The 15889-nt window shown below is 40.5% G+C and carries 13 protein-coding genes and 1 tRNA gene; 10 read left to right on the forward strand and 4 right to left on the reverse strand.

The genetic code is table 11. The features are described 5' to 3' along the window. Positions 1-223 precede the first annotated feature (223 nt). The 6 genes from HYW21_07400 (at position 224) to HYW21_07425 (ending at position 6130) form a co-directional block, all read left to right on the forward strand. The gene (locus tag HYW21_07400; protein MBI2549148.1) at positions 224-1210 is read left to right on the forward strand and encodes a ribose-phosphate pyrophosphokinase; all 987 of its coding nucleotides are present in this window, start codon (positions 224-226) and stop codon (positions 1208-1210) included. Further along, a complete protein-coding gene (gene pfdA / locus HYW21_07405) occupies positions 1210-1611 on the forward strand; it encodes a prefoldin subunit alpha (protein MBI2549149.1) in 402 nt (133 codons plus the stop codon). The genes HYW21_07400 and pfdA overlap by 1 nt, the downstream gene beginning before the upstream one ends. 22 nt (positions 1612-1633) lie before the next feature. After that, positions 1634-2740: a signal recognition particle-docking protein FtsY gene (gene ftsY, locus HYW21_07410; protein ID MBI2549150.1), complete on the forward strand. Its 1107-nt coding sequence runs from the start codon at positions 1634-1636 to the stop codon at positions 2738-2740. 118 nt (positions 2741-2858) lie between these two features. After that, positions 2859-5276 carry a hypothetical protein gene (locus HYW21_07415; protein ID MBI2549151.1) on the forward strand — a complete coding sequence of 806 codons (2418 nt, stop codon included), beginning with the start codon at positions 2859-2861 and terminating at the stop codon, positions 5274-5276. 186 nt (positions 5277-5462) lie between these two features. Continuing rightward, positions 5463-5750 (forward strand): DNA-binding protein Alba, encoded by a 288-nt coding sequence (albA, locus tag HYW21_07420; protein ID MBI2549152.1) that lies wholly within the window; start codon positions 5463-5465, stop codon positions 5748-5750. Between the two features lie 5 nt (positions 5751-5755). Further along, complete coding sequence (locus HYW21_07425) at positions 5756-6130, forward strand: hypothetical protein (protein MBI2549153.1); 375 nt, start codon at positions 5756-5758, stop codon at positions 6128-6130. Positions 6131-6214: 84 nt separating this feature from the next. Here the strand turns inward: HYW21_07425 and HYW21_07430 are convergent, their stop codons facing one another. Beyond that, the gene (locus HYW21_07430) at positions 6215-7243 is read right to left on the reverse strand and encodes a hypothetical protein (protein MBI2549154.1); all 1029 of its coding nucleotides are present in this window, start codon (positions 7241-7243) and stop codon (positions 6215-6217) included. Continuing rightward, complete coding sequence (locus HYW21_07435; GenBank protein MBI2549155.1) at positions 7236-8531, reverse strand: B12-binding domain-containing radical SAM protein; 1296 nt, start codon at positions 8529-8531, stop codon at positions 7236-7238. Before HYW21_07435 ends, HYW21_07430 begins: the two co-directional genes overlap by 8 nt. A gap of 67 nt (positions 8532-8598) precedes the next feature. Here HYW21_07435 and HYW21_07440 point away from each other — a divergent pair, with 67 nt between their 5' ends. The 3 genes from HYW21_07440 to HYW21_07450 all read left to right on the forward strand — a co-directional run bounded on the left by HYW21_07440 (position 8599) and on the right by HYW21_07450 (position 11030). Continuing rightward, positions 8599-9345 carry a TrmB family transcriptional regulator gene (locus tag HYW21_07440; protein MBI2549156.1) on the forward strand — a complete coding sequence of 249 codons (747 nt, stop codon included), beginning with the start codon at positions 8599-8601 and terminating at the stop codon, positions 9343-9345. A gap of 81 nt (positions 9346-9426) precedes the next feature. Continuing rightward, positions 9427-9539 (forward strand) — tRNA-Arg (locus HYW21_07445). A gap of 174 nt (positions 9540-9713) precedes the next feature. Continuing rightward, positions 9714-11030 carry a DNA helicase UvrD gene (locus HYW21_07450; protein MBI2549157.1) on the forward strand — a complete coding sequence of 439 codons (1317 nt, stop codon included), beginning with the start codon at positions 9714-9716 and terminating at the stop codon, positions 11028-11030. Between the two features lie 35 nt (positions 11031-11065). On the opposite strand, the gene HYW21_07455 is transcribed toward HYW21_07450, so the two are convergent. Both HYW21_07455 and HYW21_07460 read right to left on the reverse strand, forming a co-directional pair. After that, on the reverse strand, positions 11066-11539 hold the full coding sequence (locus HYW21_07455; protein ID MBI2549158.1) for a cupredoxin domain-containing protein: 474 nt from the start codon (positions 11537-11539) through the stop codon (positions 11066-11068). A 27-nt stretch (positions 11540-11566) separates the two neighbouring features. Next, entirely contained in the window at positions 11567-12859 is a 1293-nt protein-coding gene (locus HYW21_07460) for a hypothetical protein (GenBank protein MBI2549159.1), read from the reverse strand. A 206-nt stretch (positions 12860-13065) separates the two neighbouring features. Between HYW21_07460 and HYW21_07465 the strand changes: the two genes are divergently transcribed. Continuing rightward, positions 13066-15690, forward strand: coding sequence for an ATP-dependent helicase (locus HYW21_07465; GenBank protein ID MBI2549160.1), 2625 nt, complete (start codon positions 13066-13068; stop codon positions 15688-15690). The last annotated feature ends 199 nt before the right edge of the window (positions 15691-15889 follow it).

Here is a 15889-nt window from a genome sequence, read left to right on the forward strand (position 1 = left end):
ATAGAAGTAGCACTTCTACCGCTTCTGTATTGCTGTACTACCCACTTTCTTTTTTTTCATTCAATTTTTCCATTTAAATCACCAAAAGTGCAGAAATCTCGGCTTATTATTAAAGTGTAAACTAATAATCAAATTAAACAAATATTTTCGTAAGAAGAAAGCTTTTTATAACAGCGAGGTTTTACCCAGAAAAGGTGATCATGTGACAGAAAAAACTGACTGTATGCTCTTCTGCGGCTGTGCAAACCCCGCATTGGCACAGGAGATCTCCTCATATCTTGGTGTCCCTCTGGGGAAGATAGAGATATCTCATTTTCAGGATGGTGAAGTCTATGTCAGGATTCTTGAACCGGTTCGGAAAAAGCAAGTCTTTGTTATTCAACCTACCTGTCGACCAGTGAATGAAAACCTGATGGAACTTCTTTTAATCATCGACGCATTGAAGCGAGCATCAGCAGGAGAGATCATTGCAGTTGTCCCTTACTTTGGGTATGCACGACAGGATAGAACTGCCCTTGCTCGCGAGCCCATCTCAGCAAAAGTAGTTGCTAATATGATTCAAACAGCTGGTGCTGATCGGGTAGTAACTATTGATCTCCACTCAGATCAGATTCAGGGGTTCTTTGATATTCCTTCAGATCACTTTACCGCAATACCAACGATTGCGATCTACCTCCTCGGTAAGCAGATGAAAAAAGGAATTGTTGTTGCCGCTGATACTGGTGGAGTAAAGAGAGCACGCCGTTTAGCGCAAACCATACAGTTTCCTCTCGCGATTATTGATAAGCGACGACCAAAGCCAAATGAGGCTGAAATCTGCAATGTTATTGGGGATGTTAAAGGAAAAACAGCCATCCTCTTTGATGATATGATTGATACCGGAGGCACGATTGTGGCTGGCTGTCATGCGCTCTCTGAGAGTGGTGCAAAGGACGTATATATCTGTGCAACCCACGCATTACTCTCGGGAGATGCGATCAATAAACTCCAGAAAGCAAAGGCAAAAGAGATCATTGTCACGAATACTATCCCTGTTCCTAAGGAAAAGCAACTGCCGAACATGAAGTTTCTTTCGATGGGCGTTCTTTTAGGAGAAGGAATCAGACGCATTACCGCTGGAGAATCAGTAAGTGTACTCTTTGATGCCATGGTGCGAGATTACTTGCGGCAGGCTAAGGGAACACGATTAGATCAGTTTAAGGAGGTATAATGGAAGCAGAACATCAGGAAAAGCATCTCCTGTATCAATTTCTCGAAGAGCAAGTGAAACAGATAAAAGAACAAATAGAGAAAGTAGATGAACAACTTGGAGAGGTTACTGAAATGAAGAATGCCCTTCAAGAATTTGCAGTGCTTCAACCGGGTTCATCACTCCTTGTTCCGCTTGCAAATGGTATCTTTTGTCAAGCAGTATTACAAAAAACAGATGCATTAACCATCAATGTGGGTAGTGATGTTTGTGTTGAGAAAGATTTGGCAACAACACAAGAACTGGTTCAAAAACAGCAGGAACAACTAAAGGAATATCGTGCAAAGCTTATCAAACAACTCGAGCTCATCCTGCATCATACTGAGCAACTCAAAGATGAGTTAGCTTCGCTCCATGAGTAAATACCTTTGGGAGTAATGTACCATGTTTGGATTTCTCAAAAAGAAACTAGGACAAGCATTAGCAACCTTTTCGCGTAAAGTAGATGACGCTACTTCTGAGACTCCATCATTACCTATACCACAAGAGGAACAAGAAAGCCTGGTTGAGAAAAAAAAAGAAGAGATTAGCATTGAAAAAGTGCCTCAATCGTCTGAAAAACAGGCTGAAGAAAAACGCGAGAAAATAAGCGAGCAGGAGAAGCCAAAACAGACGATCTTTCAGAAATTAAAAGAAACCGTAACGAAAACAGCCATCTCTGCATCCCAATTTGATGAACTCTTTTGGGAGTTAGAGCTTGTCCTGCTTGAGAATAACGTGGCTGTTGAGGTCATCGAGAAGATTAAAGAGGATCTCAAAAAAGAATTAGTTGATCAGAAAGTGCTCAGAGGAAAAACCGCAGAGGTCATCCGGAATACCCTTATCCATTCAGTAGAGGAGCTCTTTCAAGGAGAAACAATCAACCTCATTGAACGTATCAATGCAAAGAAAGAAGGGCCATACATCATGGTGTTTGTTGGCATTAATGGTTCGGGAAAAACAACAACCATTGCAAAGATTGCTGCCTTGTGTCAGGCCAATACATTAACCCCAGTTATTGCTGCAGCTGATACCTTTCGTGCTGCGGCTATCCAACAGCTTGAAGAACACGGAAGAAGATTAGGCGTTAAGGTTGTTAAGCACGATTATGGTGCAGATCCCGCAGCTGTTGCCTTTGATGCCATAGCCATGGCAAAGAGCAAGAAAGTGGATGTCGTGCTTATTGATACTGCCGGAAGGATTCACGCAAACATTAATCTCATGGATGAGATGAAAAAAATCATCAGAGTGACCAAGCCTGATCTCAAGATCTTTGTTGGTGAAAGTATAACCGGAAATGACTGCATTGATCAAGTACGAGAGTTTAATGATGCCATTACTATTGATGGCATTATCCTTGCAAAGGCAGATGTTGATGAAAAGGGCGGAACTGCACTCTCTGTTTCTTATGTTACCGGAAAGCCCATTGTTTTTCTCGGAACCGGTCAAGGATACGCTGATCTTAAGGTATTTGATAAGCATGCAATCATAGCCCAGTTAGGGTTGGCTTAGGGCATCGAGAATCATAATAGGTTTCGTGGCGATATAGATACTCTAGAACCAAAAACTTTATAAATGAATGATAACTACTGGGTAATAACACTTTTAAAAACTAGCTAGGTGGGGTTTCATGAAAGAAATGATAAGACCTATAAAACAGAGTGCTCGTGTACTTCTCTTAATAAGTTGTTTACTTCTATTCTCGGTAATGGTTATGGCTGTTCTTCAGCTTGATAGCTATACCAACACGCTTGCCGGTGATCAAGGAACAACGGTTTCAGGAAATTTCACCTTAAGCAACCCTAATGGCCCATTAAATTATACTACTATTACCTATGCAAGTACTGATTTGGTAGGTTCTCTTCGCACCCTTCCGAGCAGCATTGTTACCTTTAATCCTCAGAATCTCGATCTCATAGCAGTTAATGAAACAAGGGATGTTCTTTTCTTCGTTGCCATCCCTCAACATACCTTTGCTGACGTCTACCGAGCAACGATCAATGGGTCATCTCCTACAGAACCATTACGAAACATCTCCTTTGTCTATAATCTAACAGTTAATTCTGAACCTGGCCTTGACGTTGTTGTTCCTACCAGTCAGCTACTCCAAGGAGAACATCTCAGCCTTCGCATAATCCTAAACAACACCGGAAACACTGATCATGGTGATGTTACTTATAATCTGACAAACTTTACCAGAGCTGGAGAAATATTACCGGTAACTGGAGCCATGCAAGGATCAGTAGATATCCCATATGATGATGAAGAGACATTGATCTTAGGACTTGATGCATTACAGAACCAGACTACTGGAGTCTATACATCCACATTACAAGTTGCATATGTAGGTGGTACTCTTACACAAGAGATAAGCGTTACCGTGGTGACTTCAACAGAATCTATTGTCCTGCAGAAATATCCCACCAATCTTACCTTTATCCGGGGTCTGGTGAATACAGAAACCATGACACTCACATTTATCAATAATGGAACCGTTGATGTTCCTGTAATGAACGTCAGTGTAACCGACCTTGGCAAGGGAAATGATAAGATTGTTGTGTCTCCACGTACCTTTACCATCCAAAATCTTGATGCCGGTGAAAACCAGAGCAAAGTCATTAGTTTAACACTCCAAAGTGGCGTTGAAACAGGGACCTTTACCGGAAACATAACCTATACCACTGATACCAACACCTACCAGGACAGTCTGAATGCAACAGTTCGGAATCCAGTCGGAAGCGTAAGCTTCTCCTCACTTGACTTTGGAGAGGTTGATCGTGGAGAAAATGTCACTAAGACGGTTACCATTACCAACACCGGCGATCTGGATATGAGCAATCTCATCATGAGCAGCACGGCAGGAGGTAGCTATAAGGTAAATGTTGCTCCTACGACCATACCAAGTCTTCCAAAAGGTGCACAGGCTGACGTTAGTGTCAATCTCACGATTCCAACGAATGAAGACTCAGGCCAGCATACGATTGGCAAATTCAAGGTAACCTCGGATCAAGTTAATGCTTCTAGTGATATGAGCATAAATCCTATCAGCCGTCTTAAGATTAAGCGTGTTGATGTTGATGTTGAGGGCAATACAGAAAACAGTCTTGATGAGGGGGATGTCATTGATGAAGTCCTTCCTGAAGATACGGTACGTATTGAAGTAACCATTGAGAATGATTACAGCACAAGAGATGAAGAAGATTTTGATATTGATAATATTGAAGTAGAGCTCGTTGCTGAGAACATGGACGATGGGGATGACGATTACGAAAAAAACTTTGATGATATTAGCCTTGATGCAAAGGAAAAAGAAGGCGTTACCTTTAGCTTCGATGTTCCTAATGAAATTGATGATGGGGAACATGACGTTACCATTACGGTTACAGGTACTGATGACCGTGGTGCCGAGCATCAAGACACGTTAAGATTTACGCTTAATGTAGAGCGTGAAGATCATCAGATCATTATCAGGAGTGCTGAGCTCAGTGATGATGTTTTAAGTTGTGAAAGAACAGCAGAGTTATCAGTCCACATACAGAATGTAGGTACTAACGATGAGGATGAGGTTGTTGTTGAGATAAGCAATAATCTCTTAGGTATTCGCATGACTGATTATCTTGAGGATGAATTAATTAGCGATATTGATGATGAAGACAGTGAATATGAGAACACTTATACTATCGCCGTTGATGATGATGTTGCTGTTGGACAATACCACCTTCTAGTAGAAGTCTTCTATGACGAAGAGGAATACAGCGATTCAGAAGTCGTGTCTTTTACCGTAGCATCGTGCAGCGGAGAAGAAGAGAAAGAGCCAGAAGAACCTGAGGAACCAGTAAAACATAATGAGACGCAAATAGATGTCGTCTATCAGCCACGACAACCAATAACTCCGCCATCCGGTGTTACCGTTGCCGAGCCAACAACCACATTTATAACTGAATCATTCTTTGAGAGCAGTGCATACTATGCATTCCTCATTGTGATGAACACTGTTCTCCTTATTGTTGTTATTGTTCTCCTTGTTCGGGTAACAACAAGAAAGTAAATTTCTTTTTATTTTTAATTTCGTATTCTTTGGCAAAGCCCATAATAACATTTATATAGAAAAGAGTATTATGAAGGTTTAGGGGACGGTAAACAAGTAAGCAGAGATGTTGAGAAGTATAAACCACTGCTGGGAGTAATTCTTTCAACGAGCATTCGTGGTAACCACAACACGGAGGTCAGCAACATGGCAATGGACAACTCAATATTTATTGGTGGAAAACCCTTTATGAATTATGTTACCGGCGTCGTCATGCAATTCACCACCAAAAATGCAGATGAAGTGTTTATCAAGGCAAGGGGAAAGTTTATTTCACGCGCCGTTGATGTTGCTGAGGTTGCTGTCAAACGATTTCTCGAAGGCCAGATCGAGGTGAAAGAGATTAAGATTGATTCAGAAGGTTTCAAGAACAAAGAAGGAAGAGACGTCAGAGTATCAACCATTGAGATTACTCTGAAACGGAAGGGGGGTTAAGCAAGATGGAGAGAAACATAGTACTCTACACGAGGAGAGAAGGAATTGTAAATAAGGTACGTGAGAGGCTCGCTGGCACAGACATCGCTGTAATAGTGGACACCACCGATCGAGGAAGATTTAGAGACCCTAGTTTTGTTGATCACCGCGGAAGAGCGTTTGTTGGTTATGAACCGCTGATTGCATATCTTGATGCAGTTCGTCAAGGACAAGATGATCCTGATATTGAGAATCCTCTCGGACAAGTTCTTGCGGCAATCAAAGCACTACCCCAAAGAAGTGCAGCTTTAGATGATCCCTATCTGGTCGGAGATTTCTTTAGGAGTGAAGTTGTTGATGCTAGGCCGTACCTGCCTGATCTACACACTCGTCTCAACTGAAGCAATTATTTCATTATCAAAAATGAGCTTGGAGTGGAGGGGGACAAAGTCCATCTAACCACTAATGCAAAAATTAAAATTATTCTATTTGTATGCATCCAGATTTTCTAAGAGACAGCAATAGATACCATCTGAACCAAACCCAAGAAGAGCAATATATTTTGTTGTACTCTTTATTGTTCGATCTCTTATTGCACTATCTAGTGCTGCAAAAATAGAAGCTGCACCAAGATTTCCATTTTGACTAAGATTATTATAGACCTGATTAATATCAATACCAAGAGCTGAGCATGCTTGACAAATTTTTACCCAGTTAGCTTGATGAGGAATAATCAGATCAATCTGTTCTATTGAGTCCAAACAATCGTTAACCTTAACTAAACCCTCTAAACCATCACGTATTGCTTTTGGTATAAAGTCTCCTATTTTTTTTGCGGCATGTTCAATAACAAAATCACCAGATGACGATTGCACTAATGAAGCGACATCCCAGTATTCTGAAATTCCTTGACTATAAAAATTTAATATTCTTAAACCAAGAGGAGCTTGTGCGGTGCTATCCTGCATTTTCACCATTAAGCATGAACTTCCATCACCAAATATTACTGACTCTATTTTTTCTGGATCAGTGTATCTAGAATTATCTGCTGAAACAATAATTGAAATCAAGTCCTCATAACCTCCAGATATCCTTTTTTTGGCATTTTCTAACAATTTAATAGATCTGGCGCATGGCCCAACGTGATCCTCATAATTATATTCGTTTTCATTATGACCGTTTTCGCGAAATTGATGTTGCAGTCTTTGAGCCATGTCATAAAGATGTCCTTGTTTAAGACCTGGAACAATATTTGATAAATACCATATTTCTCCTATTTTTCTTTCTGACTCTGGTAATCGAGATAAAGCATTACTCATTGCTTCACAAGCCATGGTAAAAGTGTCCTCACTTTTTGTTGCAATGCACCTTTTTTCAATTCCGAGATTTCTCTTTGGAAAGTCAGTTCCATAACGTTGTAGAAATGGTGATTTTAAAAAAAAATCTTCATTACTCAATCTTTGAGGTAAATAAGACCCGGTTGCTATTATGCCCACAAATCTATGATTACTCATGTTTCAACCTCTCTGAGTGACGGTGTAAAGATTGAGAAAGTTGATTCATTTCACTTACCAAATCTTCTAATTCCCATGAAGTAATATCTGATTGCGATGGCATTAAATGAGTCATGTGCCTGAAATCATAATTATTCCAGTTATAGTTGAATATTCTTCCTTCTCTCAAAAGTTTTTTTTGTATGGGAGTTCCTGGAAATGGAGTTAATAAAGAAACTTGATAATAATCCAGACCTAATTCAGTTGCTCTTCTCGGAATACTCTCAATATATTCTCGGGTATCTGTATCATTGCCAGCAATAAATAAACCGGTAACATTAAATCCATAGGATTTTAAGATTGCAACTTTATTTTTTATTTGGGCAGGTGATATTCCTTTTCTTCTTTCTTTAAGTTGTGGTGTTTCCAAGGCTTCAATACCAATAAGAAATGTTTTGAAACCTACTTGTTTACACATTTCCAATAGTTTAGGATTATCAGCAATATTAAGTCGTGCTTGTGTTGTAATCTGTACGTCTTCTGTTAAATTCTTGGATAATAGGTATCTTAATACTTCTTCTTCTTCTTCTTGACCTGTACCGCCAAAATTATCATCAACAAGAAAAACATTCATTTGACCTTGTTCGTCTCTTCGGAAATAACCATCATCAAAGTCAATACGCATGCGTTTAAATTCTTCAGCTATTCTTTCCTCTGATTTTATTCTTGTTGTAGTGTGACCCGCAGCCTGTATAGCACAGAAATCACAGCGAGCATAGCTACATCCTCTTGACATCAGTATTGGATATCTTGAAAAAGGAAATTTTTTTAGATCTTTTACTAGACTATAATCCACAAACGGCAATCCATCAAGATCTGCAGTCGTTCCATAAATGATTCTCTCTAAATACGCATGGTTTTTAATCCCTTCCAAGATAGATTCTAATGCCTTTTCTCCTTCGCCAACTACAACATGATCAGCACCATTTTCTAATGCTTCACCAGGATTAAAACTCACATGCCATCCGCCCATGATGATTTTTTTATCTGGAAATCTCCTTTTTACCTCGATTGAAATTTGATACATCCTTCTTACATTGGGTGTGTGTGAACTCAGTGCAAGAACATCATACTTTTCAATATCTTCTAAAGTCAGGGATCGTATTGATTCTATATGCAAAGTAGCATCATAACCAACTTTCTTAGCAACTGCTCCTAAATAAGGAATTGCTAAGCCAGGAATAACATTTTCAAATTCATGACTACTTGGTTTTACTTCAACTAGACCAATTTTAGGTTGATATGCCATTTACATCGCTATTATTTAGTAGCAAATAACAAACTCTTAAATATATGTAACAACTACCGGTGGTTGTATGATGCAGCAAGAATTAATGGATGTTGGGCTAACAGAATACGAATCAAAGGTTTATGAAACCTTAGTAGTAGAAGGAGATCTCACCGGAGGTAAGATTAGCAGACTGAGTGGAGTTCCTCAAGGGAAGGTATATACTGTCTTAAACTCCTTAATAGAAAAGGGGTTTGTGTCGGTAACACCAATAAAGCCGAAGATTTTCAGAGCGAAAGATTCAAGTAACGCCATATCATCATTTTTAAACCAAAAAATAAAGGAATTAACGCTCCTTAAAGAGGAGATACCCCGAAAATTAAGAAATGTAAATATCTCTCAACAGAAAGAACTATCAGAACAAATTCATGTTCTTGGTTCTAAACAGTCTACGTATTCGACCATTGCTGAACTAACCATGTGTGCTAAAAAAGAGATCAAACATGTATTTACCTTTGAAACAAAAGTAGAGTCGTTAATCTACCTCGATCTGTTAAAGGCTGCCATCAAAAATGGAGTTCAGGTGAAAATTATCGCTGCTAAATCAGATAATGAAAGCAGGAAAATGATTAAGAGGTACGCAAAAGAAGGGATACAGGTAAAACACCTTCCGTTGGAAGAGATACGGTTTTTTATCAAAGACTCGGATGAATGTTTGATTAACTTCCTTGACCCAAATGATAAAAGAAAAAGACTAGCGCTCTATTTTTCACATAGTGGATTCTCTAAACATATGTCTCACTATTTTGATGAATTGTGGAGAAGAGCAACATAAGCAGTTTTGTACCTTTTTTGTCTTTTACAGCAATCCTTTTGCCAATATTTATAAAGCACTAACTTCTACCCCCTAATCTGAGGGCCTGTAGCATAACCTGGACAGGGCTAATCAGCTTGGCATTTATGCCACCACACCAGTGAGTGCGGCCGGCTTCGGACCGGCTGATCGGGGTTCAAATCCTCGCAGGCTCGCTTTTTTTACACTAAAAATCTCCTAACTCAATCTTCTCAAGTTATAACGCGTGGCGGGCGAATTATAAATAAAGCACTTCATTAAACACCTTGCTTTACATTTACATTATCACAAGTTTTATATTCCATTCTTCTTTAACGTAACTAAATAGGTAACTAAGTAAGGTGGATTTCATGAACATCATTGCTGACCTTCATATCCATGGACGATATTCTCGTGCCTGCTCGACGCAGTTAAGCATCAAAAACCTTGAGAAGTATGCACGGATTAAAGGAATCAATCTCTTAGGAACAGGAGATTTTACCCATCCTGAATGGTACAAAGAGCTGCAACAAGAACTACAGGAAGACGGAACAGGAATTCTCAGGACAACAGAAGGCTTTGCATTTATGCTGACAACCGAGATTTCTTTGATCTACACCCAAGCAGGAAGAGGAAGAAGAATTCATCTCGTTGTGTGGGCACCTTCCTTTGCTGTTGTTGACCAGATTACTAAAGAACTAAAAAAATATGGAAGAGTTGATTATGATGGACGACCCATCTTTAAGATTCCCTGTCCTCGGTTTGTGGAAATGTTTAAAGCAATTGATGATGCTATTGAGATCATCCCCGCACATATCTGGACGCCGTGGTTCAGCCTCTTTGGCGCAAATTCTGGTTTTGACTCGGTAAAGGAATGCTTTGATAATCAAGAAAAACATATCTTCGGACTTGAAACAGGATTGAGCAGCGATCCTGCGATGAATTGGCAACTGAGTCAATTAGATCGTTACAGTTTAGTGAGCTTTTCAGATTCACATGCACACTGGCCATGGCGCTTAGGGAGAGAGGCAACGGTCTTTAATGTCAATAAATTAACGTACAAGGCAATCATCAATGCACTGCGAACAAAAGAAGGCTTAGAGGAAACGATTGAAGTTGATCCAAATTTTGGAAAATATCACTTGACTGGACATCGATCATGTAAGATTGTTCTTGAGCCAGAAGAAGCTTTCCGTTATAAAAATATCTGCCCTGTCTGCCGAAAGCTGTTAACCGTAGGTGTACTTCAGCGTGTGAATGAACTTGCTGACCGTCCTTACGGATTTAAACCAAAAGGTGCAATACCATTCCGTTCTTTAATCCCCTTATCTGAACTTATTGCTGCTGCACTCGGGAAAGCAGTTGCAACGAAAACTGTTTGGCAGGAGTATTACAAGCTGGTAAGCAAAGAAACAAGCGAATTTGATATCTTACTTTTTTTCTCAGCTGAAGAACTCCTTAAGAAAACCTCAAAAGAGTTGGTTGATCTCATCAGCAAAAACAGGCGTGGAGAAATTCCGATTAAGCCGGGCTATGACGGGCTCTATGGTATCCCCCAAATAAAAGAAAAGATAAATACTCAAGAGAAGGTATCTGAAGAAAAAGAAAGAGACAAAAATAACGATCCCTCAATGAGAAAAAAATCCTTACGTAGTGTGCAGACCGGGTTGAACAAATTTTATTCGTAGTCTGCTTGGACACAATCACCTCACTCAACTAGCCTCTACTCAACGATCAGATAGCCGATGAAAGGAGTAGAGCGTTCATCAAAGAAAAATACGCCATTTCTCTCTGCGCTAAAGGTAATTTCCTCTACTTGGTTGGGAGCAAGATAAAGCTCTACATCCTCGGGTTCAAGGACAAAGAGCGTTGCATTATCACGCAAGTTATGGACGATAAAGGTAACGTCAGTACCTCGGTCAACTATAATTGTTTCAGGGGTAATTCTTCCCTGGAGAAACCGAATAAGGAAGGTGTTTGTTTCATCCTTGTCTCCATTGACGATGCTTTTTTCAGAAGAAGAAAACATATAGGTTTGGTAGACAATCTGCTCTTGTAGTTTTTCTTGCTGCTGTCCTTGCTGTATCTCTTCCTGCTCAGTAGAGAAGACCGGCTTAAGGTCAGAAAGGACACTCTCGCCATACAACATAAGAAGAAGAAGAAAAGCACCGATGAATAATAATTTAACGGTTGTCATGGTTGTCAAAGAAAATAAAAACGCCACTTACGTGAATTGTGGCGGTCTGTTCTTGTTGCGTACGGTAATAGTCACTTCTTGACTAACCTCTGCCTTTCCATCTGAGGCTGTTACGGTAACCGTGTACGTACCTGCATCATCATAGGTTGTGGTATAGGTGTCTTCAGTCATCCACCCACTATAACTAAGCTCAACATCATCGCCGTCCTCATCGCTAACCGTAGGATCTAAGACAACAGTATCGCCTTCGTCAACCGTAAGGTCAGCAAGAGACTCGAAGACCGGAGGATGATTTAATGCCTCAACCATAACAACGAGCTCTTCGGTATCATCAAGGTCACCATCTGAAGCAGTAACAAGAAGGGTATATTCTCCTGCATCGCCAACTTCAGTCTGCCACTCTCCTGTTTCGTCAAGCGGATCAGTATAGGTAACGATTACATTATCCCCATCTGGATCAGTAAAGCGGGGAACGACTTTGATCATGTCTCCTTCCTTCACTCTTACGGTTGTAAAGGAACTCAACTCAGGAGCCCGATTAATGTTTTTCACCGTGATAGCAACTGGTTTCTTGACCTCTGCCTTTCCGTCTGAGGCTGTTACGGTAACCGTGTACGTACCTGCATCATCATAGGTTGTGGTATAGGTGTCTTTAGTCATCCACCCACTATAACTAAGCTCAACATCATCGCCGTCTTCATCGCTAACCGTAGGATCTAAGACAACGGTATCGCCTTCGTCAACCGTAACATCTTGGAGTCCACTAATGACTGGTGCTTTATTGACACTATTGACGACAACCAACAAATTTTGCGTTGTTTCAAGCTCACCATCTGATGCAGTGATCGTGACTAAGTACTCACCAGCATCTCCAATGTTGGTTTGCCATTTTCCATTGGTATCAAGAGGTTTGCTGTAAGTATAAACAAGCGTATCACCATCAGGATCAATAGCCTCGAGGTTTGATAGATCAACAAGTTCTCCTTCATTGACAATTCGTTTTGGTGTTAAGGAAGGGGTTTTTGTTTGACTCGGTGAGGTTGGTTGTGGAAGAACCTCGGTTTTGTTTTCTTCCTCGTTCATCGTAGGTTCAGGGACGTCAGGAGTTTCTTCTCCATCCGCTGGAGGAGTGGTATTGGAACCAGAGAGTAATTCTTCAAGCTCTTTTATTTCTTGGTCTACATTACCCTGATTTCCTTGGTCATATAAAGAAACATTCGTAATGTTTTCTCCACTAATAGGCTCACGCTGACAACCAGCGATAGCAACTATGAGAATTCCTAAGAGTAAAACACTTATCGTGCGTGTTATAAATTTCATCAGATCACCTCATCCGTCTTTTTTGTTTATTTTGTTTAAATTCCCCAGTCACAATTAGGTGTTGCCATTTTCGAATGGACACATCTATTTAAACTTTTCGGTGAGAACAACGAGAGAAAAACACCATTCTCTAGTAGCAGCACTTCAAAACTCCACGGATAAAACACAATAGAGAACTATTTAAGGCTGCAGGTATTACCCCTCTGATGGCTCCAAAACCAGAAGAAGATAGCTCTGCTATTGCTTTCCAAACCCAGAAGTACGGTGATGAGGAAATCTATCATATACTTAATCCCTTAGTAAAACAGTGGTTTGAAAAGAAATTCACCAGCTTTGCTCTGCCTCAGCAGTACGGGATTATACCCATTCACTCGCGCAAAAATATTCTGGTTTCAGCTCCAACCGGTAGTGGAAAGACATTAACCGCCTTTCTTGCTATTTTGAATGAGTTAGTGGACTCAGCGCAGAAAGGAATTCTAACGAATAAAGTGTACTGTGTGTACTGTTCTCCGTTAAAGGCCTTGAACTACGATATCCAGGTGAACCTTATCGAGCCACTCAAGGAAATGGAAGCCATCTATGGGGACTCGTTAGGCGTAAGAGTTGGGGTAAGAACAGGAGATACGAGCCTTAAAGAACGGGCTGCCATGGCCAAAAAACCACCACACATCTTAATTACCACACCTGAGTCACTAGCTATTCTGCTGACATCAAGAAAATTTAGTCTCTATCTCCATGATGTTGCTTGGTGTATTATTGATGAAGTACATGCATTAGCAGAGAACAAACGAGGTGTCCATCTTTCGCTGAGTCTCGAAATGCTCCAGCAACTGAGTAGTCATATGACCCGCATCGGTTTAAGTGCAACTGTCCATCCTTTGGAGGAGATTGCAAAATGTGTTGTTGGACTTGCAGATCCTGAACAAAAGATCTACCGACCATGCAATATCATTGATGTCCAATTTCTGAAAAAACTTGAAATGAAAGTTATTGCGCCAACCAAGAGCTTAATTGATGTGGAGCATTGGACTTTGCATAACAAGATGTATGAGATCATGGATGCGTTGATTCAACAACATAAAACAACCCTCATTTTTACGAATACTCGTTCAGCAACAGAACGAGTTGTTCATCACCTGAAAGAGAAATTTCCCCAACAATATACGGAAAATATCGGTGCTCATCATGGAAGCTTGTCTGCCGAGCATCGGAGAAGAATAGAGCAACATCTCCGTGAAGGAAAATTAAAGGTTGTGGTATCCAGTACGTCACTTGAACTGGGCATTGATATTGGTTCTATTGATCTGGTCATCCTCCTAGGAAGCCCGAAAACTGTTGCACGAGCGCTTCAACGCATCGGAAGAAGTGGGCATAGACTGCATGACCTTACCAAGGGAAGGATAATCGTCCTTGACCGTGATGACCTGGTTGAATGTAGTGTCTTGCTTAAATCAGCAATAGAACGAAAAATTGATACTATCCATATTCCTGCGAACTGTCTTGATGTGCTTGCCCAACAGATATATGGTATTGTCATCACGCAATGGATTAAGCACGAGGATCTCTATCTTTTAATCAAACGATCATACCATTATCGCAATCTTTCTCGTGAAGATTTTCAGGACGTCATTGATTATCTTGCAGGGAAGTATGTCTCTCTTGAACAGCGACATATCTATGCCAAGATATTTGTTGACGAAGAAACAAGGATGATCAGAAAACGGGGAAAACTTGCCAGAATGCTGTATATGACCAATGTAGGAACCATTCCTGATGAAATAGCAGTTACGGTTAAGGTTGGAGAACAGGTTGTTGGAAGCATCGAAGAGGCATTTCTTGAACGTCTGCATCGTGGAGATATCTTTGTGCTTGGTGGTGATACCTACCAATTTTTGTTTGCCCGTGGTATGGTCGCTCAGGTCGCAACATCAGCAGGCAGGCCTCCTACGGTTCCTTCCTGGTTCTCTGAAATGCTACCCCTTTCCTTTGACCTTGCCATGGATATCGGAAGGTTCAGAAGATTAATGGATGAGCATTTTCGAAAAAAGGAATCATCAACAGAAATACTGGAATTCATCAAAGACTATCTCTATGCTGAAGGAAATGCTGCTGAAGCCATCTATGAGTACTTCTTGGACCAATTTCAATACGCCATTCTCCCTCATGACAAACGTCTGGTCATTGAACAATATAAGGATGAGCAACAAAAAACCTATGTTGTTTTCCACGCATTATGGGGCAGACGCGTTAATGACTGCTTAAGTCGGGCAATTGCCTATATTCTCTCACGGCTCCATCACTTTGATGTTGAAGTAGGTATTAGTGATAATGGATTCTACCTTACTGCAAAAAAACCGCTCAAGATAAAAGAAGCCCTTAAGATCTTACGATCATCAAAACTGGACATGCTCATGGAGCTTGCCATTGAACATACCGAAGTTCTTAAACGTAGATTCCGTCATTGTGCAACACGCTCTCTGATGATTTTACGAACCTACAAAGGTCATACCAAACGAGTGGGGAGACAACAGGTAAGTTCTATGATCCTGATGAGCGCAGTAAAGCGCATCAGCCCACAGTTTTCAGTCTTAAAAGAGGCACGACGTGAGGTAGTAGAGGATCTCATGGACATTGCCAATGCACGAAAGGTAGTAGAGGCAATAGAGAAAGGCGAGATCACGATACATGAAATTTCTACAAATGTTCCCTCTCCCTTTGCCTTTATGCTGGTGTTGCAGGGCTACTTGGATATGGTACGTATCGAAGACAAACAAGCATTTCTCCGAAGAATGCACCAATTTGTCAAGGCAAAGATAGCACTTAAAGGATAAAAGAAATTCAAGAGAAAGTCATCTTCATGACAATTCCAACCGATGTACAATGTAGCTTTGCTACAATGCAATCAGTTTTCTGCAGTAATGGCAGGTGATAGCTTGCATTCCTTTGAAATACTCAAGTCTAAGTTCAAACTTACAACAGGGACAAACCACCTTTTTCTCGATCATGCCTGACATTGTGCCGGACATTGCA

Source organism: Candidatus Woesearchaeota archaeon, assembly GCA_016187565.1.
In the GTDB taxonomy this organism is placed as follows: domain Archaea; phylum Nanobdellota; class Nanobdellia; order Woesearchaeales; family JACPJR01; genus JACPJR01.

Bases quoted from the DNA above. Each gene is read 5' to 3' on its own strand.
- HYW21_07400 (MBI2549148.1), top strand. From the start codon at position 224: ATGCTCTTCTGCGGCTGTGCAAACCCCGCATTGGCACAGGAGATCTCC.
- pfdA (MBI2549149.1), top strand. From the start codon at position 1,210: ATGGAAGCAGAACATCAGGAAAAGCATCTCCTGTATCAATTTCTCGAA.
- ftsY (MBI2549150.1), top strand. From the start codon at position 1,634: ATGTTTGGATTTCTCAAAAAGAAACTAGGACAAGCATTAGCAACCTTT.
- HYW21_07415 (MBI2549151.1), top strand. From the start codon at position 2,859: ATGAAAGAAATGATAAGACCTATAAAACAGAGTGCTCGTGTACTTCTC.
- albA (MBI2549152.1), top strand. From the start codon at position 5,463: ATGGCAATGGACAACTCAATATTTATTGGTGGAAAACCCTTTATGAAT.
- HYW21_07425 (MBI2549153.1), top strand. From the start codon at position 5,756: ATGGAGAGAAACATAGTACTCTACACGAGGAGAGAAGGAATTGTAAAT.
- HYW21_07430 (MBI2549154.1), bottom strand. From the start codon at position 7,243: ATGAGTAATCATAGATTTGTGGGCATAATAGCAACCGGGTCTTATTTA.
- HYW21_07435 (MBI2549155.1), bottom strand. From the start codon at position 8,531: ATGGCATATCAACCTAAAATTGGTCTAGTTGAAGTAAAACCAAGTAGT.
- HYW21_07440 (MBI2549156.1), top strand. From the start codon at position 8,599: ATGATGCAGCAAGAATTAATGGATGTTGGGCTAACAGAATACGAATCA.
- HYW21_07450 (MBI2549157.1), top strand. From the start codon at position 9,714: ATGAACATCATTGCTGACCTTCATATCCATGGACGATATTCTCGTGCC.
- HYW21_07455 (MBI2549158.1), bottom strand. From the start codon at position 11,539: ATGACAACCGTTAAATTATTATTCATCGGTGCTTTTCTTCTTCTTCTT.
- HYW21_07460 (MBI2549159.1), bottom strand. From the start codon at position 12,859: ATGAAATTTATAACACGCACGATAAGTGTTTTACTCTTAGGAATTCTC.
- HYW21_07465 (MBI2549160.1), top strand. From the start codon at position 13,066: ATGGCTCCAAAACCAGAAGAAGATAGCTCTGCTATTGCTTTCCAAACC.